The organism is Pseudomonas sp. Ag1, assembly GCF_000278565.1.
Classification (GTDB): domain Bacteria; phylum Pseudomonadota; class Gammaproteobacteria; order Pseudomonadales; family Pseudomonadaceae; genus Aquipseudomonas.
Genome location: NZ_AKVH01000104.1, coordinates 137,302 through 155,590 on the forward strand (window position 1 = coordinate 137,302; position 18,289 = coordinate 155,590).

Consider the following 18,289-nt stretch of genomic DNA (forward strand, 5'->3'; position numbering starts at 1 on the left):
GAGATGCCCGATGCCTATTCGCTATTTCATTAAACAATTGTTGTTGCCGCCCGGCATCCTGTTGCTGTTGCTGGCCCTTGCCTGGTGGTTTCGTCGCAGCCGACCGCGGCTGGCGGCCGTGTGCTTTGCCCTGGGGTTTGGCGGGATGTGGCTGATGAGCCTGCCGGTGGCGGTTCAATGGGGCGCAAAGGCCCTGGAGACCGAGCCGCCTCTGGCCCGTGATGAATGGGCGACCCTGGCGCAGCGGGCTGATGCCATCGTGGTGTTGGGCTCGGGGCGTGAGCGCGGGGATCCGGCGTGGGGCTCCGATCAGCCGACGGGTATCGGCCTTGAGCGCCAGCGCTATGCAGCCCGCCTGGCCAAGGCTTCGGGCTTGCCGGTGCTGACCACCGGCGGCTTGCACTACGGCACACCGCCCAGCGAGGCGGAGTTGATGGCGGTATCGATGCAGGATGACTTTGGCGTGAGCGTGCGCTGGAAGGAAGAGCGCAGCCGTACCACGTGGGAAAACGCGCAGATGAGTGCCGAGATTCTGCTGCCGCAGGGGATCAAGCGTGTGGTGGTCGTGACTCAGGCCTGGCATATGCCGCGCTCGCGCTGGAGCTTCGAAAAGGCCGGGTTCACGGTTGTTCCGGCGCCAGTGGGATTTCTTGGTTTGGACAATGCCCGGCCATTGGGGGGCTGGATGCCGGAGTTCAAGTCGGTATGGCAGAGCGGGCAGTTGCTGAATGAAGCGGTGGGGCAGGTGGGCTACCGGATGTTTTACAGGTAATACCGCAGGGCAAATGTGGGAGCGGGCTTGCTCGCGAATGCAGTGTGTCAGTCACTGGTGCTTTAACTGACAGATCGCATTCGCGAGCAAGCCCGCTCCCACATTGTTGTCCGAGTATTTCTGTTAAACCGTTTTGGACATCCGGCCCGCCAACAGCGCCCAGCCAAACAGGCCAAGGCACAGGATGATCAACGGCCACGAACGCCATTCCAGGTAAGGCGTGAGGTTGTGCATCGGCACGACCTCGCCGTAGAGAATCCCGCGTTCAAACTGCGGGATCTGCACGGTGATCTGCCCGTACGGGTTGATCAGGCCAGTGACGCCGTTGTTGGTGGCGCGGATCATCCAGCGACCGGCTTCCAGGGCGCGCATCTGGGCCATCTGCAAATGTTGCAGCGGGCCGATGGAGCGGCCGAACCAGGTGTCGTTGCTGATGGTCAGCAACAAATCGCTGCGGGCCGATAGGCCGGCGGCGAACTCCGGGTACACCACTTCATAGCAAATGAACGGCGCAATCTGATAGCCCTTGGCTTGCAGCAGTGCCTGGTCTGACGGCCCGCGGGCGAAGTCCGACATCGGCAGGTCAAAGAACGCGATCAAGCCGCGCAACATGTCCTGCAGCGGCACGTACTCGCCAAACGGCACCAGCTTCTGCTTCAGGTAGGTGCCGTCGCCTTCGCCCACCACCGTGATGCCGTTGAAGAAGCGCTTGTGGTGATGCACTTCCTGGCGGATCGGTACACCGGTGATCAGCGCAGTGTGCCGGTCAGCGGCGAACTTGCCCATCATGCCCAGGTAACCCTCCACGGATTCCTTGAGCACCGGCACGGCGGTTTCCGGCCATACCAGCAGGTCGACAGGCTTGGAGCTGAAGCTCATGTCGCGGTACAGCGCGAGCTGCGCATTGAGCTGCTCGGGGTCCCACTTCATGCTTTGTTCGACGTTGCCCTGGATAGCCGCCACCGTCAGCGGCGCGCCGGCGGGGGTGGTCCATGCATGATGCTTGAGTGCCAGGCCGATGGCCCATGGCGCCACCAACAACAGCAAGCCGGCACCGATGAACAGGTTGCGCTTAGCCGCCAGCAGACGCGGCAGGTTGCAGATCAGTGCGGCGGTCAGCGCCAGGGCAAAGGATATCAGCCACATCCCGCCCAGCGGCGCGAGGCCGGTGAGAGGACCGTCGAGCTGGCTGTAACCGGAATAGAGCCAGGGAAAACCGGTGAGGAACCAGCCGCGAAACGCTTCCTGGCCAACCCACAAGGCCGCGAAGGCCAGGGCATCGGCCAGTGGCGCTTCGTTGCGGCGCAGCCAGCGCGCCCACAGCCAGGCGGGCAGGGCAAAGAACCAGGCAATGGCCGCCGTAAACGCCAGCATCAGCATGCCCGCCAGCAACACCGAAGCGCCGCCGAAGTGGTGGATGCTGTAGTAGATCCAGCTGGTACCGGCGCCAAACAGGCCGAAACCGAAACACCAGCCGCGCCACAAGGCCTGGCGCGGTGTCAGTTCACGCAATCCCGCATAAAAGAACCCGGCCGCCACCAGCGCAAACGGCCAGAGGTCGAACGGCGCCAGCGCCAGGGTGGTGATGGCGCCGGCCACCACGGCCAGCAAGTTACCGGGCCAGCCGGGTGCAATCATACGGCGCATGTCAGTCCTTAGCGGGCAATAGGTGTCAAACGGATCAAGTGAATACGGCGGCTGTCGGCATTCAGGATGCGGAAGCGATAGGCACCGATCTCGGTGGTCTCGTTACGCTTGGGCAGGTGCCCGAACGCACTCATCACCAGGCCGCCAACCGTGTCGAATTCATCGTCGGAGAATTCGCTGTCGAAGAACTCGTTGAAGTTCTCGATCGGCGTCAGGGCCTTGACCAGGAAATCACCGCTGGGCAGCGGCTTGATGTAGCTGTCTTCTTCGACGTCGTGCTCGTCTTCGATGTCGCCGACGATCTGTTCCAGCACGTCTTCGATGGTCACGAGGCCGGCCACACCGCCGTATTCGTCAATGACGATGGCCATGTGATTGTGGTTCGCACGAAATTCGCGCAACAGCACATTCAGGCGCTTGGATTCAGGGACGAAGGTGGCAGGACGCAGCAGGTCCTTGATGTTGAAGCTGTCGCCGTTCTCCTTGAGGATCAGCGGCAGCAGGTCCTTGGCCAGCAGGACGCCCATGACGTCGTCATGGCTTTCGCCGATCACCGGGTAGCGCGAGTGCGCCGAATCGATGACGGCCGGGAGGAATTCCCGTGGGGTCTGGGTCGCCTTGATGCTGACCATCTGCGAGCGCGGAACCATGATGTCCCGTACTTGCAGGTCAGCGACCTGGATGGCGCCTTCGACGATGGCCAGCGCTTCGCTGTCCAGCAACTTGTTCTGATGCGCCTCGCGCAGCAGCTCCAGCAGCTCCTGGCGGTTTTTCGGCTCGTGGGCAAAGGCCTGGGTGAGTTTCCCCAGCCATGACTTTTGCCCGTTGCTCGATCGGTCTTCGCTCATAGCGATTACTCTAAATCCTTTATTGTTTCAGTTAGGTGTAGTTGCAATTTCGTCGTCTGCATACGGGTCACGATGACCCAGTTCTGCAAGCAACGTTCGTTCCAGTGCTTCCATTTCTTCGGCTTCGTCATCGTCTATATGGTCGTAACCCAAGAGATGCAAGCAGCCGTGGATGACTAGATGGGCCCAATGGGCCTCAAGTTCCTTGCCCTGTTCCTTTGCTTCACGCTCGACCACTTCGACGCAGATCACCAGGTCGCCCAGCAACGGGATATCCAGCAGCTCATCGGGTACGTCGGCGGGAAACGACAGCACGTTGGTCGCGTAGTCTTTTTGTCGCCAGGTGTGATTCAGTTCACGGCCTTCGGGCTCGTCCACCAGGCGAATGGTCAGCTCCGAGTCGGCGGTGCGCTGGCGCAGGGCCAGGGTGCACCACTGGCGGAACTGTTCTTCGCTGGGGGCGGGCGCTTCGGTGGCCAGCTGCAGGTCAAGCTCAAGCATCGCGGCGAGTGTCCTTGGCCGGTTGGTCGTCGCGGTGTTCGAAGCGCTCGTAGGCTTCGACAATGCGCTGCACCAACGGGTGACGTACCACGTCTTTGGGCATGAAGTGCGTGAAGCTGATCCCCGGCACGTCCTTGAGTACGTCGATCACCTGGGCCAGGCCCGACTTGGTGCCTTTGGGCAGGTCGACCTGGGTGACGTCGCCGGTGATCACGGCGGTGGAGCCGAAACCGATCCGGGTCAGGAACATCTTCATCTGCTCAACGGTGGTGTTCTGGCTTTCGTCGAGAATGATGAAGCTGTTGTTCAGCGTACGGCCACGCATGTAGGCCAGCGGGGCGATCTCGATCACCTGGCGCTCGATCAGCTTGGCCACGTATTCGAAGCCGAGCATCTCGTAGAGCGCGTCGTAGAGCGGGCGCAGGTACGGGTCGATCTTCTGGGCCAGGTCGCCGGGCAAAAAGCCCAGCTTCTCGCCGGCTTCCACCGCCGGGCGCACCAGCAGGATGCGTCGCACCTGCTCGCGCTCCAGGGCGTCGACCGCGCAGGCCACGGCCAGGTAGGTCTTGCCGGTACCGGCAGGGCCGATGCCGAAGTTGATGTCGTTGCCCAGGATCTCTTTGACGTAGCGCTGCTGGTTCAAGCCGCGAGGGCGAATCATGCCTTTCTTGGTGCGCAACGCGACGCTGGCTTCGGCTACCGGGTTGTTGGCCAGGTCCTCCACGGCGGATTCCTGCAGGTACAGGTGCACCGTTTCCGGCGACAGCTCGCTACCTTTGGTTTCCCGGTAGAGGCGGCGCAGAAGGTTTTCTGCCGAGGTGGTGTGCTGGGGTTCACCAATCAGCTCGAATTGATTGCCGCGGTTGCGGATCTCGATGCTCAGGCGTTGTTCGATCAGGCGCAGGTGCTCGTCGAACTGTCCGCACAGATTGGCGAAACGGCGAGCCTCAAAGGGCTCGAGGAGAAAACGATGTGGTTCTATGGGTGCGTTCAAGGTCGTTTTTAGCCGCCCTGGGGCAATTAAGATGAAATCAAGGATAACGCCAGCAGGCTGCGTGCGAAAGCACTTATATAGCCCGAAGCTGGTACCGTTCTAATGTGGGAGCGGGCTTGCTCGCGAATGCGATGGGGCAGTCAGCCTGTTCGTTGCCTGATACACCGCCTTCGCGAGCAAGCCCGCTCCCACATTGGTTCCCGGTGGCCGAATTATTGTTACACCAGCGAACCGCGCAGCGAGTGCGGTTGTGCCGCGTCGATGTGCACGTCGGCGAACTGCCCGATCAGCGTCGGATTATCGCAGCGGAAGTTGACGATCCGGTTGTTCTCGGTCCGGCCCTGCAATTCGCCAGGGTCTTTTTTCGAGTAGTCGGTCACCAGGATGCGCTGGGTCGAGCCCACCATCTGTCGGCTGATCTCGAAGCCTTGTTGATTGAGGCGATGCTGCAGGGCGTTCAAACGCTCCTTCTTCAACGCTTCCGGAGTCTCGTCCGCCAGATCCGCCGCCGGGGTGCCCGGGCGCTGGCTGTAGACGAACGAGTAGGAGAAGTCGAACCCGACGTCTTCAATCAGCTTCATGGTCTGCTGGAAATCTTTCTCGGTTTCGCCCGGGAAGCCGACGATAAAGTCCGAGCTGATGCAGATCCCCGGCACCGCCGCACGCAATTTGCGCAATTTGGATTTGTATTCCAGGGCGGTGTGGTTGCGCTTCATGGCCGAGAGAATGCGGTCCGAGCCCGATTGCACCGGCAAGTGCAGGTGCTTGACCAGCTCCGGCACTTCGGCGTGGGCCTGGATCAGGCTGTCGGAGAACTCCAGCGGGTGCGAGGTGGTGTAGCGAATCCGCTCGATCCCGTCGACGGCAGCCACTACGCGGATCAACTCTGCGAGGTCCGCCAGGCGCCCGTCGTGGGTCTGGCCACGGTAGCCGTTGACGTTCTGCCCCAGCAGGGTCACTTCACGCACGCCGTTCTCGGCCAAGTGAATGATCTCTGCCAGCACGTCGTCGAACGGGCGGCTGACTTCTTCGCCGCGGGTGTATGGCACCACGCAGAAGGTGCAGTACTTGCTGCAGCCTTCCATTACCGACACATAAGCGCTTGGGCCGTCGATGCGCGGCTCGGGCAAATGGTCGAATTTTTCGATTTCCGGGAACGAGACGTCGACTTGCGGCAGCTTGGTGATGCGCGCGGCGTCGATCATTTCCGGCAGGCGGTGCAGGGTCTGCGGGCCGAAGACCACGTCGACGTACGGTGCGCGGTCACGAATGGCGGCGCCTTCCTGGCTGGCCACGCAACCGCCGACGGCGATCACCATGTCCGGGTTGGCCAGTTTCAGTTCACGCCAGCGGCCCAGCTGCGAGTAGACCCGGTCCTGGGCCCGCTCGCGGATCGAGCACGTATTGAGCAGGATCACATCGGCGTCTTCAGCGCGAGCGGTGACTTCCAGGGCCTGATGTTCACCCAGCAGATCGACCATGCGCGAGCTGTCGTACTCGTTCATCTGGCAACCGTGGGTTTCGATGTAAAGCTTCTTGGCCATGGGGATCGTCAACTGGTGGTAAAGAACCGCGCATTATAGGGGGCATGCCGATAGGTTCCTAGCACTGTGCATCGGACGCCATGCTATAGTTCGCGCCCTCTTTTAAATCCCCCGATGTGTTACCCGCCCACCATGACCAAACGTGAAGCTCCAATCTACAAGGTGATTTTCCTTAACCAGGGCCAGGTGTTCGAAATGTACGCCAAGCAGATCTATCAAAGTGATCTGTGGGGCTTCCTGGAAGTGGAAGAGTTCGTCTTTGGCGAGCGCACACAGCTGGTCGTCGACCCGGGCGAGGAAAAACTCAAGGCTCAGTTCGAAGGCGTGGTGCGCAGTTTTGTGCCGATGCATTCGATCGTGCGCATCGACGAAGTCGAGCGCCTGGGCACGCCGAAAATCAGCGAGGCCCGGGGCATGAGCAATGTCATGCCGTTTCCGATGCCGATGCCTGAGAAGTAAGGCTTAACACCGCGCCGACCCCTTCGCGAGCAAGCCCGCTCTCACATTCGACCGAGTTCCACCTTTGGAATACAGTCGAATGTGGGAGCGGGCTTGCTCGCGAAGGCGGTAGTAAAGGCGCTACAAAACTCAGGGCAGCGGGGAAAACGGCGAGCTGCCATCTGCGCTCTGCAGTTCCTGCAGGTAGTTGCGGAAAATCTGTCCCAGCACTTGGGTAGCCACTTCCAGTTCGTCGCGCTGCATGTGTTCGGCCACTTCGTCGGCCGTGTCCAGTGCATCTTCGGCGCCGTTCACCGCTGCCATTTTCAGCACGATGTACGCCTGGACGTTATTGGCCGGTACGCCTTCGCCGTGGAAAAACATGGTGCCCAGCTGGAATTGCGCCTGCGCGTGGCCCTGCAACGAGGCTTTCTCGAAGTAGCTCAAGGCTTTGTTGAGGTCGCGTGCGGGGTTTTTACTGTCGTAGAAGTACTCGCCCAACTCGTATTGCGCCTGCGCATCCCCGCCATCGGCCTGTTTCTGGCACGCGCTCAGGGCCTCGGCCTGGCTTTCCGGCTGGGTATTGAGGGTGCAACGACCCATCGCTGGGATTAACAACGAGTTGCCGCCTGCCTGGGCATACGCCAGCAGCGGCTGAAGGAGCAACAGGCAGCCCAGAACCAGGGTGCGGCCGGTGCGTTTCATGGGAATCGACTTACCTCTGACGGGGCGCGGGACCCACGGGGGGATCCAATAAGCGCGCATTATGAAATAAGCAGGCACCTGCTTACAAAGTCTTTACTCGTTTTTCTGCTGCGTGGGCAAGTTATCTGCCGGATTGCAGGTGAATTCTCGAAAAAAGACGGAAATGTCTGTAAGCAAAGTAGCAAATCTGACGCCGCCAGGGGCGGCGCCTGATTTTTGATCCGCTTATTTCAAGGCGGCGAAGGCGCGTTCGGCAGCATCGAGGGTCAGTTTCAGCTCGGCGTCGCCATGGGCGATCGAGGTGAAGCCGGCCTCAAAGGCGCTCGGTGCCAGGTACACGCCCCCTTCCAGCATCAGGTGGAAGAAGCGCTTGAACAGGTCGGCATCGCTGCCCATCACGTCGTCGAAGGTGACGATGTCGTCGGCGCCGCTGAAGTACAGGCCGAACATGCCGCCCGCCTGGGTGGTCACGAACGGAATGCCGGCGGCATCGGCGCGCTGTTGCAGGCCGTCCAGCAGGCGAGTGGTGTAGTCGGTCAGCTCGGCATGGAAGCCCGGGCGGCTGATCAGGCGCAGGGTGGTCAGGCCGGCGGCCATGGCCAGCGGGTTACCCGACAGGGTGCCTGCCTGGTACACCGGGCCCAGCGGCGCGATGTGCTGCATGATTTCGCGCTTGCCGCCGAAGCAGCCCACCGGCATGCCGCCGCCGATGATCTTGCCGAAGGTGCTCAGGTCCGGCGTGACGCCGTAGTAAGCCTGGGCGCCGCCGAGGGCAACGCGGAAGCCGGTCATCACTTCATCAAAAATCAGCACTACGCCGTGCTTGTCGCACTGTTCCCGCAGGCCTTCCAGGAAGCCCGGCGCCGGCGGCACGCAGTTCATGTTGCCGGCCACCGGCTCGACGATGATGCACGCCACTTCCTGGCCGACTTCGCTGAGCATCTGCTCGACGGCAGCGATGTCGTTGAACGGCAGGGTCAGGGTATGTTTGGCAAACGCGGCCGGCACCCCGGCGGAGCTCGGTACGCCTTGGGTCAGCGCACCGGAACCGGCCTTGACCAGCAGGCTGTCGGAGTGGCCGTGGTAGCAGCCTTCGAACTTGATGATGCTGTCGCGGCCGGTAAACCCACGGGCCAGGCGAATCGCGCTCATGGTGGCTTCGGTGCCGGAGCTGACCATCCGCACCATCTCCATGGAGGGCACGATGGAGCACACCAGGTCAGCCATCTCGGTTTCCATGGCGGTCGGTGCGCCATAGGAAAGGCCGTGTTGCAGCTGCTGGCGCACCGCGTCCAGTACTTCCGGATGGCTGTGGCCGAGGATCATCGGGCCCCACGAACCCACGTAGTCGACGTAGCGCTTGTCATCTTCGTCGGTGACGTAGGCGCCTTCGGCATGCTTGAAGAACAGTGGGGTGCCGCCAACGCTCTTGAACGCTCGCACGGGAGAGTTCACACCGCCGGGGATGTGTTTCTGGGCATTGGCAAACAGGGTTTCGGAACGGGACATGATCATGTTCTCTGAATTCAAGATTTTAGAAGATCGTTGAAAGCGCGGGCGCGGCGCGTGACTTCCTGGGGGCTGTCGGCACCAAACAGGCCGTGGACCACTGCCAGCAAGTCGGCACCGTGGGCCACCAGCGGTTTGGCATTTTCCAGGGTGATGCCGCCGATCACGCAGATCGGCAGGTGCAACCGCGCGCGCGCCTGGGCCAGCAGTTCAACGGTGGCTGCCGGCGCGCCGGGCTTGGTGTTGGAATTGAAGAAGCGGCCGAAGGCGACATAACTGGCACCTTCGCGGGCAGCCTGCTCGGCCAGTTCGATCTGGCTGTGGCAGGTGGAGCCGATGATCGCCTTGGAACCGAGCAGCGCACGGGCCGGGGTCAGCGGGCCGTCGGTCTGGCCCAGGTGCACGCCGACGCCGAGGCGTGCGGCCAGTTCGGCGTCATCGTTGATGATCAGTTGGGTCTTGTAGCGCGAGCACAGCTCCCGCAGTTTTTCGGCTTCCCGCAGGCGGCGCGCTTCGTCGCTGCTTTTATCGCGGTATTGCAGCAGGGTCACGCCACCGTCCAACGCCGCTTCGACGTAGGCCAGGAACTTGCCGGCCAACAGTTGGCTGTCGGTAATGGCATAAAGGCCACGTAGTTTCATCGGGCAGGCCTCTTGGTGTTACGAGCAGAAATCCAACGGCAGACGACGAGGCACGAATTGCCCCTGGCCGAGTTGTTCAGCGTCACGCAGGGTGCGCCAAGTGTAGTTGAGGGCCGATTGCACCGCGCTGACCAACCCTTCGCCTTGTGCCAACCGACCGGCCAGCGCGCTGGCCAGGGTGCAGCCCGAACCGTGGTAGCTGCCGGGCAGGCGCTGGCAGGTAAAGGTCTGGTGCGTGCCGTCGCGGCTGTAGAGGCGGTTGTGCACTTCGTGCTCGTCGCCATGGCCGCCGGTGATCAGCAGGTGCTTGATGAACGGCAGCAGTTTCGCTGCGCATTCGTCCGCCGTGCCCTCGGGCAATTCGGCGAGGATGCGTGCTTCAGGCAGGTTGGGGGTGGCGATCAGCGACAGCGGCAACAGCCGCTCGCGCATGGCGTAGCCGACCTCGTCCTTGCCCAGGCTGCCACCGCCGCCGGCACGCAGCACCGGGTCGCAGACCACCGGCAAATGCGGGTGCGCCTTGAGCAGTTCGACCACGGTGTCGACCATCTCCAGGGAACCGAGCATGCCCAGTTTCACCGCGGCCACTTCGGAGTCACCGAGCACGGCGTTGGCCTGGGCCAGCACCCACTCGCGATCCAGCACGCGGAAATCGCTGACGTTGACGGTGTTCTGCACAGTCAGCGCGGTGACGGCCGGGGCCGCATGACAGCCCTGGGCGAGCAGGGCTTCGATATCTGCCTGCAAGCCGGCGCCACCACTGGGATCATGGCCGGAGAGACAGAGGACAACGGGGCGAGAGCTGTAGATATTCATGGTGCGCGAGCTTACCACCAAACGCTTTTTGGGTGGCTGTCGGGCGATGGTTGAATTTTTAGCGGAGGGGACGGCGGAAGTGGCTGTTTGCTATCATCGTGAAATACAGGTCAAATGCCCTGTAATGCGCGCTCTAGAGCCTTTCAAAAAATTATTTCAATGGTGTCTTTTGGCCTGTAATGGCTATGCTAGAGTGGATTCAAACCAATAACTGTATCGCCGGTTTACGTCTGCTCAAAAGGAATGGAGGCTTTTGACATAACCGGACAGGTCACGCTGGGGCTCTATGCGCTATTTGCTGATGTTACTGTTGACCGGGCTGCCGATGCTGGCCGGCGCAGTCGAGTTCAACGAGACCACCACGCGGTTGCCCCTGGGCCAAGTGATGCAAGTCCTTGAGGACCCCAGTGGCGCCCTGACCATTGGCGATATCAGCTCGCCGGTCCTCGCCAGTCGTTTCAAGACCCACGACAAAGCCACATTGAATGCCGGCTATTCGCGCTCGGTGTTCTGGCTCAAGGTCGATTTGCATTACCGCGCACAGCGCCCGGATGCCCCGCGCCGCTGGCTGCTGGAACTGGCTTACCCGCCGCTGAACCAACTGGAGCTGTACGAGCCTGACAGTGTCGGCAACTATCGACTGGTGTCGCGCACCGGCAGCATCCTGCCGTTTTCCAGCCGCGAAATCCGCCAGAGCAACTACCTGTTCAAGCTCGACTTCGTCCCTGGCCAGCAGGAAACCCTGTACCTGCGCCTGCAAAGCCAGGGCTCGATCCAGGCACCGCTGACCCTCTGGTCCACCACCGCGTACCTCGAAGAACAGCCATTGCGCCTGTACGTGCTGGGTGTGATCTACGGCGTGTTGCTCGGCATGCTGATCTACAACCTGTTCATCTACCTGAGCGTGCGCGACACCAGCTACCTCTATTACATCCTCTATATCGCCTCGTTCGGCCTGTATCAGCTGTCGGTGAACGGCGTCGCCGTGCAGTATTTCTGGCCGAATAACCCGTGGTGGGCGAACGCGGCGGTGCCCTTCCTGATCGGTTCGGCGGCGCTGTTCGGCAGCCTGTTTGCCCGCAGTTTCCTGCACACCGCGCTTTACAGTCGCTGGATCAACCGGCTGTTGCTGGCCCTGGCGGTCAGCGGCGGGGTGGTGATGGTGCTGGCATTGTTCACCAGTTATGCGCTGGCGCTGCGCCTGGCCACCGCCCTGGCGCTGGTCTTTACCGTGACCATCTTCGTCGCGGCCATCAAGGCCTGGTATTGCGGCCAGCGCATGGCGCGCTACTTCATCATCGCCTGGACCGCGTTCCTGCTGGGCGGTGTAGTCAATACGATGATGGTGCTGGGCTACCTGCCCAATGTGTTCCTCACGATGTACGCCAGCCAGATCGGCTCGGCACTGGAAGTGGCCTTGCTGTCCCTGGCGCTGGCCGACCGGATCAATTCGATGCGCGAGCAACAGGCGCAAATCCTGTTCGACGCCAGCCAGAAACTCGAAGTGCTCAACACGCAACTGGCCCACAGCAACCAGCTCAAGGATGAATTCCTCGCCACCTTGACCCACGAGCTGCGCACGCCGATGAACGGTGTGATCGGCTCCCTGGAATTGATGCAGACCGAGCCGCTGCCAGGCGACCTCGCGCAGTACCATCAAACCGCCTCCGGTGCGGCCCGCGAGATGATGCGCATGGTCAACGGCATCCTCACCCTCACCGAATTGCAGGCCGGGCGCCTCAGCCCGCAACCCCAAGTGTTCAGCCTGCGTGGGCTGCTCGACACCTTGCGCCAGCAGTTCGCGGCCAGCGCCCAGAACAAAGGGTTGGCGTTCTCCATTGATCTGGCAGAAGACCTGCCGGACCGCATCAACGGTGATCCCGGCAAGCTGGCGCAATGCCTGGATTGCCTGTTGGACAATGCCTTCAAGTTCACCCACGAGGGCTCGGTGCGTGTGCGGGTGGTCGGTGTACCCCAGGCGGATGGAACGCTGCGCCTGACCTTCATTGTCACTGACACCGGCATCGGCTTCGCCTACCTCGATGAGGCGACCCTGTATCAGCGCTTCTTCCAGCTCGATGGCTCGACCACTCGCCAATACGGCGGCATGGGCATTGGCCTGGCGATCTGCCGGCAATTGATCGAGTTGCTCGGTGGGCGCCTCACCCACAATTCCGAGCCGCGGCGCGGCAGTCGCTTCCAGCTGGAACTTGCAGTCAGCCCCGTCCAGCCAGAACCGGCTGCCGTGCGGCGAGTACCGCAGGCGCAACGCACGCCGCAGGAGTGCACGGTGCTGCTGGTGGACGACAACAGCGTGGCGCAACTGGTGGTGCGCGGCATGTTGCTCAAGCTCGGTTATCGGGTGAAAACCGTCGACAATGGGCCGGCCGCCCTGGCGTTGCTGCAGAGCCAAACCTTCGACGCAGTGTTGCTGGATGTGCCCGAGGGCGGCTTTTCGCTGTGCTGCCAGATCCGTGCGTTGCCCGGCTGTGGTGAGCTGCCGGTGATCGCCTTGAGCACCTCGTTACAAGCCCCGGAACGCGAGCGCTGCCACGGCGTGGGTATCACCGACCGAGTGGCCAAACCGGTACGTTTCGAGGCCCTGCAACGGGTGCTGCAACTGCGGTTGTTGCATATGGTTGAGGGTGAAAGCGCCGCCAATTAGGCGTTTATGCCACTTTTTTAACCCGGGTGACGGTGCTTAACTGAAATTCAGGCCTCAATGAACGTGGCCTTTTTTCAGGAGGCCCGTCATGCACCTGCACCAGTTCGCCGAAACCCACGACGTCACCAACCAGCCACCGTCCCTGGACGGCACCAATCTGTACCGTATCGACTTGCCGCTGCAAGACTGGTCGCGGCGCTTCGGCGCCGGCTGGGCCGAGCAGCGCATCGACACCTATGGTGCGCTGGCGGGCGGGCCGCTGATGGAAGCCGGGTTCCTGGCCAACCAGAACAAACCGGTGTTCAACAGCCATGACCGGTTTGGCCATCGCATCGACCTGGTAGAGTTTCATCCGGCCTACCACGAGCTGATGCGCACCGCCGTCGAACACGGCCTGCCGTCGTTGCCGTGGGCCCATCCGCAATCCGGCGCCCATGTGGCCCGTGCGGCGATGACCTACCTGCACAGCCAGGCCGAAGCCGGCACCGGCTGCCCGCTGACCATGACGTTCGCCTGCGTCCCGGCCCTGCGCCTGCAGCCAGACCTGGCTGAAACCTGGCTGCCGAAAATCCTCGCCACCGAATACGACCCGCGCAACGTCGGCATCGCCCACAAGGCCGGCGCCACCATCGGCATGGCCATGACTGAGAAACAGGGTGGCACCGACGTGCGCGCCAACACCACCCGCGCTTACCCGGTGGGCGCTGGCGGCCCGGGCCAGGCGTATGAGCTGGTGGGGCACAAGTGGTTCTGCTCCGCGCCGATGTGCGATGGCTTCCTCACCCTGGCCCAGACCGACAAGGGCCTGACCTGTTTCCTGCTGCCCCGGCACCGCCCGGATGACACCCGCAACGAGTTCTACATCCAGCGCCTGAAAAACAAGCTCGGCAACTGCTCCAACGCTTCCAGCGAAGTGGAGTTTCGTGGCGCGCTGGCCTGGATGATCGGTGAAGAAGGGCGCGGCGTACCGACCATCATCGAGATGGTGGCGATGACCCGCTTCGATTGCATGGTCGGCTCCAGCGCCCTGATGCGCCAGGCGCTGACCCAGGCCAGCCATCATTGCGCTCACCGCCTGGTAGGTGGCCGGGTGCTCAGCGAGCAACCGTTGATGCAGAACGTACTGGCCGACCTGGCCCTGGAAAGCGAGGCGTCCCTGGCCTTGAGCATGCGCATGGGGCGCGCGCTGGACCATCTGGATAACGAACAGGAAGCCAAATTCGCCCGGCTGGTGACGGCGGTGGGCAAGTACTGGATCTGCAAGCGCGCGCCCGCGATGATCAACGAAGCCGCCGAGTGCATGGGCGGTGCGGGGTATGTCGAGGACAGTATCCTGCCGCGCTTGTACCGTGAGGCGCCGGTCAACTCGACGTGGGAAGGTTCCGGCAATGTGCAGTGCCTGGATGTGCTGCGGGCCTTGTCGAAAGAACCGGGCGTGCTGGAAGCGCTGTTTTTCGAGCTGGGGGATGGCCACGGTCACAAGCACCTGGCGCGGCACATCGAGCAGTTGAAGTCGGCCTTTATGGACACCCAGGACATCCAGTACCGTGCCCGACAACTGACCGAGGACATTGCCGTGGCACTGCAGGCCAAGTTGTTGCTGGAGGCGGGCAATGCCAGTGTGAGTGATGGCTTTATCGCCAGCCGACTGGGCGAGTCGTCGGGCCGGGTCTATGGCACCTTGCCGCGCGGTGTGGATGTGGAGGCCATCGTCGCCCGGTCGACACCTCAAATCCTCTGAATGAATGCGGGCAAAATGTGCGAGCGGGCTTGCTCGCGAAGGCGGTGGATCAGCCAATACATGTGCTGACCTACCGCATTCGCGAGCAAGTCGAATCGTCGCACCGCCGCTCCCACATTATTGATCGCATTCCAATTCCGGTGTTCCAGTGCGCCAGGGATACAGGCAAGATGAAGGCCTGCAAGTCAGAACACAGGATGCTTACCGTGACCGAAGCTTTTGTTGTCGTTCAAACCGCCGAAGAAGCCGTGGATCGGCTGGCGGCTCTCCATGAGCGTGCTACCGGCGCGCTCAATCAAGCCCTCAAGCGCTACCTCAAAGACCGCGTCGAACCCGACGCTGAACAACGTGCGATGTTTCGCTACCCGGAACTGCGCCTGACCTACTTGGTACAGGGCGAAGTCCCACAGACCACCCGGGCGTATGCCAAGGTTCAGTTGCCGGGGACCTACAGCGTCACCGTCACCCATCCGTCGGCCTTCCGCAAATACCTGCTGGAGCAACTGGTGCCGTTGATGCACGACTTCACCGTGACGGTGGAAGTGGGCGTCAGCCAGCAGAACATTCCCTACCCGTACGTGGTGGAGCAGGGTGACGAACTGGCCGGCTCCGGTGTAACTGCCGCCACGCTGGCGCGGGTGTTCCCGAGTACCGACCTGTCTGCCGCCACCGATGGCATCGCCGACGGCCTGTACGACTGGGAAAACACCGACCCGCTGCCATTGGCATTGTTCGATGCCGCCCGCGTCGACTTCTCCCTGCGCCGCCTGGTGCACTACACCGGCAGCGACTGGCGCCATGTGCAGCCGTGGATTTTGCTGACCAACTACCACCGCTACGTTGACCAGTTCATCGTGCATGGCCTGGAACAGTTGCGCAGCGACCCGCGCTTTATCCGCATGGTGCTGCCGGGCAATGTGATCATCGACAAGAGCATGGACCACGGCGAGGCGTCTGCCATTGCTGCCGGCGTGGTCTGGCACCGTTATCAGATGCCGGCCTACCACTTGCAGGCCAGCGACGGCCATGGTGTGACCCTGGTGAACATCGGCGTCGGCCCGTCCAATGCCAAGAACATCACCGACCACCTCGCCGTATTGCGTCCGCATTGCTGGCTGATGATTGGTCACTGCGGCGGGCTGCGTCAATCCCAGACCATCGGTGACTACGTGCTGGCTCACGCCTACATGCGTCGCGACGGGATTCTCGACCGGGTAGTGCCGCCGAACATTCCGATCCCGGCCCTGGCCGAAGTGCAGATGGCCTTGCAGCAAGCCGCGGCCAACGTCACCGGCGAGAAAGGCGAAGAGCTGAAAAAACGCCTGCGCACCGGCACCGTGCTGACCTACGACGACCGCAACTGGGAGCTGCGCTGGGCCCAGGAACGTCCGCTGATCAACCTGTCCCGCGCCGTGGCCGTGGATATGGAAAGCGGCACCATCGCCGCCCAGGGCTACCGCCTGCGGGTGCCGTACGGCACGTTGCTGTGTGTGTCGGATAAACCGCTGCACAGCGAGATCAAGCTGCCGGGATCGGCCAACGCGTTCTATGAGCGTGCGGTCAGCCAGCACTTGAAGATCGGCATCGAGGCGGTGGATCTGTTGCGCACCGAACTCAACTCGCTGCACTCGCGCAAACTGCGCAGCTTCGACGAGCCGCCGTTCCGCTAAACGGTTGGGATGGTTATTTAACGGTCAGGCCACTAGCATTGTCGGTCCTGACCGTTAGATGTTCCTTTGCCATGTCCCGTCCTGCCCGTCCTGTTTCCCGCCGCCCCGGTGTGAAAAGTCCGCAAACCTCGTCAGCCCCGCGTCGTGTCGCCAAGGCGCCACCGGCCGATCCCAAGTTGATCCTGTTCAATAAACCCTTCGATGTGCTGACCCAATTCAGCGATGAAGGCGGGCGGGCGACCCTCAAGGATTTCATCGACATCCCCGGCATTTACCCGGCCGGGCGCCTGGACCGTGACAGTGAAGGCCTGTTGCTGCTGACCAACGACGGCCAATTGCAGGCGCGCATCGCGGACCCCAAGCACAAGCTGGCGAAAACCTATTGGGTGCAGGTGGAAGGCGAACCGACCGAGGAACAGCTGCAACGCCTGCGCGACGGTGTGGAGCTCAACGACGGCATGACCCTGCCCGCCGAAGCCCGGCAACTGGACGAGCCACAACTGTGGCCACGCAACCCGCCGGTGCGGTTTCGCAAGAGCGTGCCGACCCATTGGCTGGAGTTGGTGATTCGTGAAGGGCGTAACCGCCAGGTGCGGCGCATGACGGCGGCAGTGGGGTTGCCGACGCTGCGTCTGGTGCGGGTGCGGATTGGTGACTGGTCGATCGACGGCCTGGACCAAGGCCAATGGAAAGAAGTGCCGGCGCGCTTATAAGGCGCCGGACTCGATCAGGCCGATCACCACGCTTTTGATGATGAACGCGGCAACGCCCAGGCCCAGCACGAAGAACAGGATCATCGAGCCAAAGCGCCCGGCCTTGGATTTCTTCGCCAGGTCCCAGACGATAAAGCCCATGAAAATGATCAGGATGCTGACCAGGCCGGTCATCATCCATTCTTCAAACACGGCGGGATCAATCGAGTTCATCGGGTCGTTTCCGGCTGGGGCAGGGCGCCGATTATACGCCAGGGCAATCGGCGCGACATTGACCTGCGTCGGTCTGCCGCAGACTTACCACCCTGCGGGAACACAGTCAAAATGTGGGAGCGGGCTTGCTCGCGAATGCGGTGGATCAGTCAGCACATTCGGTGCCTGGCACACCGCATTCGCGAGCAAGCCCGCTCCCACATTTGTTCCGCGCTGGTCTTAAGTGCGCAGGTGGGTCAGCGGCAGCTCGGTGCTGTTGAGCACCTGGTTCAGCACAAAGCTTGAACGCACGCTGGTGACGCCTTCGATGCGGGTCAGGTGGCCCAGCAGCAGCTTCTGGTAGTGATCCATGTCTGGCACCACCACTTTCAGCTGATAGTCGGCGTCCATCCCGGTCACCAGGCTGCATTCCAGCACTTGCGGCAAGGTGCGGATGGCCGCTTCGAAGTTCTCGAAACGTTCGGGGGTGTGTCGGTCCATGCCGATCAGCACGTAGGCCGTGAGACTCAGGCCGAGCATCTTGCGGTCGAGCAAGGCGACCTGGCGGGCGATGTAGCCGTCGTCTTCGAGTTGCTTGACCCGGCGTGAGCACGGCGAAGGCGACAGGCCGATGCGCTCGGCCAACTCCTGGTTGGAGATCCTCGCGTCGCGCTGCAATTCCGCCAAAATACTCAGGTCGTATCGGTCAAGTTTGCTCATGGGGCTGGCCTTTGTCGTAACTATTGCGGTGAATTATCTATCCAGGGTTAAAAATTGCGCAAGCACTGTTTATTGACGCAATCTTCGCAATCATCTGCCCGAGGCCGAGGCGTAGAGTTATCAACAGAATCACTGCCCGGACATACAGTCCACTGCAGCCCGCCAATAAGGCC

At 62.0% G+C, this 18,289-nt stretch carries 17 protein-coding genes; 6 read left to right on the top strand and 11 right to left on the bottom strand.

Features of this window, described 5'->3' with window-relative positions:
- Positions 1 to 10: 10 nt before the first annotated feature.
- A complete protein-coding gene (locus A462_RS11650; RefSeq protein WP_008436576.1) occupies positions 11 to 772 on the top strand; it encodes a YdcF family protein in 762 nt (253 codons plus the stop codon).
- 123 nt (positions 773 to 895) lie between these two features.
- Here A462_RS11650 and lnt read toward each other — a convergent pair whose 3' ends face one another.
- From lnt to miaB, 5 genes are all read right to left on the bottom strand, one after another.
- The gene (gene lnt / locus A462_RS11645; RefSeq protein WP_008436579.1) at positions 896 to 2,419 is read right to left on the bottom strand and encodes an apolipoprotein N-acyltransferase; all 1,524 of its coding nucleotides are present in this window, start codon (positions 2,417 to 2,419) and stop codon (positions 896 to 898) included.
- An 8-nt stretch (positions 2,420 to 2,427) separates the two neighbouring features.
- On the bottom strand, positions 2,428 to 3,267 hold the full coding sequence (locus tag A462_RS11640; protein ID WP_003215451.1) for an HlyC/CorC family transporter: 840 nt from the start codon (positions 3,265 to 3,267) through the stop codon (positions 2,428 to 2,430).
- A 27-nt stretch (positions 3,268 to 3,294) separates the two neighbouring features.
- Positions 3,295 to 3,768, bottom strand: coding sequence for an rRNA maturation RNase YbeY (ybeY, locus tag A462_RS11635; RefSeq protein ID WP_003215452.1), 474 nt, complete (start codon positions 3,766 to 3,768; stop codon positions 3,295 to 3,297).
- Positions 3,761 to 4,762 carry a PhoH family protein gene (locus A462_RS11630; RefSeq protein ID WP_003215453.1) on the bottom strand — a complete coding sequence of 334 codons (1,002 nt, stop codon included), beginning with the start codon at positions 4,760 to 4,762 and terminating at the stop codon, positions 3,761 to 3,763. Before A462_RS11630 ends, ybeY begins: the two co-directional genes overlap by 8 nt.
- A gap of 218 nt (positions 4,763 to 4,980) precedes the next feature.
- Positions 4,981 to 6,306 carry a tRNA (N6-isopentenyl adenosine(37)-C2)-methylthiotransferase MiaB gene (gene miaB / locus A462_RS11625; protein ID WP_008436584.1) on the bottom strand — a complete coding sequence of 442 codons (1,326 nt, stop codon included), beginning with the start codon at positions 6,304 to 6,306 and terminating at the stop codon, positions 4,981 to 4,983.
- A 132-nt stretch (positions 6,307 to 6,438) separates the two neighbouring features.
- Here miaB and A462_RS11620 point away from each other — a divergent pair, with 132 nt between their 5' ends.
- On the top strand, positions 6,439 to 6,765 hold the full coding sequence (locus A462_RS11620; RefSeq protein ID WP_003215457.1) for a DUF1820 family protein: 327 nt from the start codon (positions 6,439 to 6,441) through the stop codon (positions 6,763 to 6,765).
- Positions 6,766 to 6,894: 129 nt separating this feature from the next.
- Here the strand turns inward: A462_RS11620 and A462_RS11615 are convergent, their stop codons facing one another.
- From A462_RS11615 to A462_RS11600, 4 genes are all read right to left on the bottom strand, one after another.
- Positions 6,895 to 7,449 carry a tetratricopeptide repeat protein gene (locus A462_RS11615; protein WP_008436585.1) on the bottom strand — a complete coding sequence of 185 codons (555 nt, stop codon included), beginning with the start codon at positions 7,447 to 7,449 and terminating at the stop codon, positions 6,895 to 6,897.
- 225 nt (positions 7,450 to 7,674) lie between these two features.
- Positions 7,675 to 8,958, bottom strand: coding sequence for a glutamate-1-semialdehyde 2,1-aminomutase (gene hemL / locus A462_RS11610; protein WP_003215470.1), 1,284 nt, complete (start codon positions 8,956 to 8,958; stop codon positions 7,675 to 7,677).
- Between the two features lie 17 nt (positions 8,959 to 8,975).
- Positions 8,976 to 9,599, bottom strand: a complete 624-nt coding sequence (gene thiE, locus A462_RS11605; protein WP_008436586.1) for a thiamine phosphate synthase — start codon at positions 9,597 to 9,599, stop codon at positions 8,976 to 8,978.
- A gap of 18 nt (positions 9,600 to 9,617) precedes the next feature.
- On the bottom strand, positions 9,618 to 10,415 hold the full coding sequence (locus A462_RS11600) for a hydroxymethylpyrimidine/phosphomethylpyrimidine kinase (RefSeq protein WP_003215474.1): 798 nt from the start codon (positions 10,413 to 10,415) through the stop codon (positions 9,618 to 9,620).
- 286 nt (positions 10,416 to 10,701) lie between these two features.
- Here A462_RS11600 and A462_RS11595 point away from each other — a divergent pair, with 286 nt between their 5' ends.
- The 4 genes from A462_RS11595 (at position 10,702) to A462_RS11580 (ending at position 17,204) form a co-directional block, all read left to right on the top strand.
- On the top strand, positions 10,702 to 13,080 hold the full coding sequence (locus tag A462_RS11595; RefSeq protein ID WP_008436587.1) for a hybrid sensor histidine kinase/response regulator: 2,379 nt from the start codon (positions 10,702 to 10,704) through the stop codon (positions 13,078 to 13,080).
- A gap of 88 nt (positions 13,081 to 13,168) precedes the next feature.
- The gene (locus A462_RS11590) at positions 13,169 to 14,821 is read left to right on the top strand and encodes an acyl-CoA dehydrogenase family protein (protein ID WP_008436588.1); all 1,653 of its coding nucleotides are present in this window, start codon (positions 13,169 to 13,171) and stop codon (positions 14,819 to 14,821) included.
- A gap of 170 nt (positions 14,822 to 14,991) precedes the next feature.
- On the top strand, positions 14,992 to 16,491 hold the full coding sequence (gene amn / locus A462_RS11585; RefSeq protein WP_172834544.1) for an AMP nucleosidase: 1,500 nt from the start codon (positions 14,992 to 14,994) through the stop codon (positions 16,489 to 16,491).
- Between the two features lie 71 nt (positions 16,492 to 16,562).
- A complete protein-coding gene (locus tag A462_RS11580) occupies positions 16,563 to 17,204 on the top strand; it encodes a pseudouridine synthase (RefSeq protein WP_003215483.1) in 642 nt (213 codons plus the stop codon).
- On the opposite strand, the gene A462_RS11575 is transcribed toward A462_RS11580, so the two are convergent.
- Together A462_RS11575 and A462_RS11570 are read right to left on the bottom strand one after the other, a co-directional pair.
- Positions 17,199 to 17,408 (bottom strand): DUF2788 domain-containing protein, encoded by a 210-nt coding sequence (locus tag A462_RS11575; protein WP_026077819.1) that lies wholly within the window; start codon positions 17,406 to 17,408, stop codon positions 17,199 to 17,201. The two genes, A462_RS11580 and A462_RS11575, sit on opposite strands and share 6 nt — an antisense overlap.
- Positions 17,409 to 17,636: 228 nt before the next feature.
- Positions 17,637 to 18,116: an Lrp/AsnC family transcriptional regulator gene (locus tag A462_RS11570; RefSeq protein ID WP_003194418.1), complete on the bottom strand. Its 480-nt coding sequence runs from the start codon at positions 18,114 to 18,116 to the stop codon at positions 17,637 to 17,639.
- Positions 18,117 to 18,289: the final 173 nt, after the last annotated feature.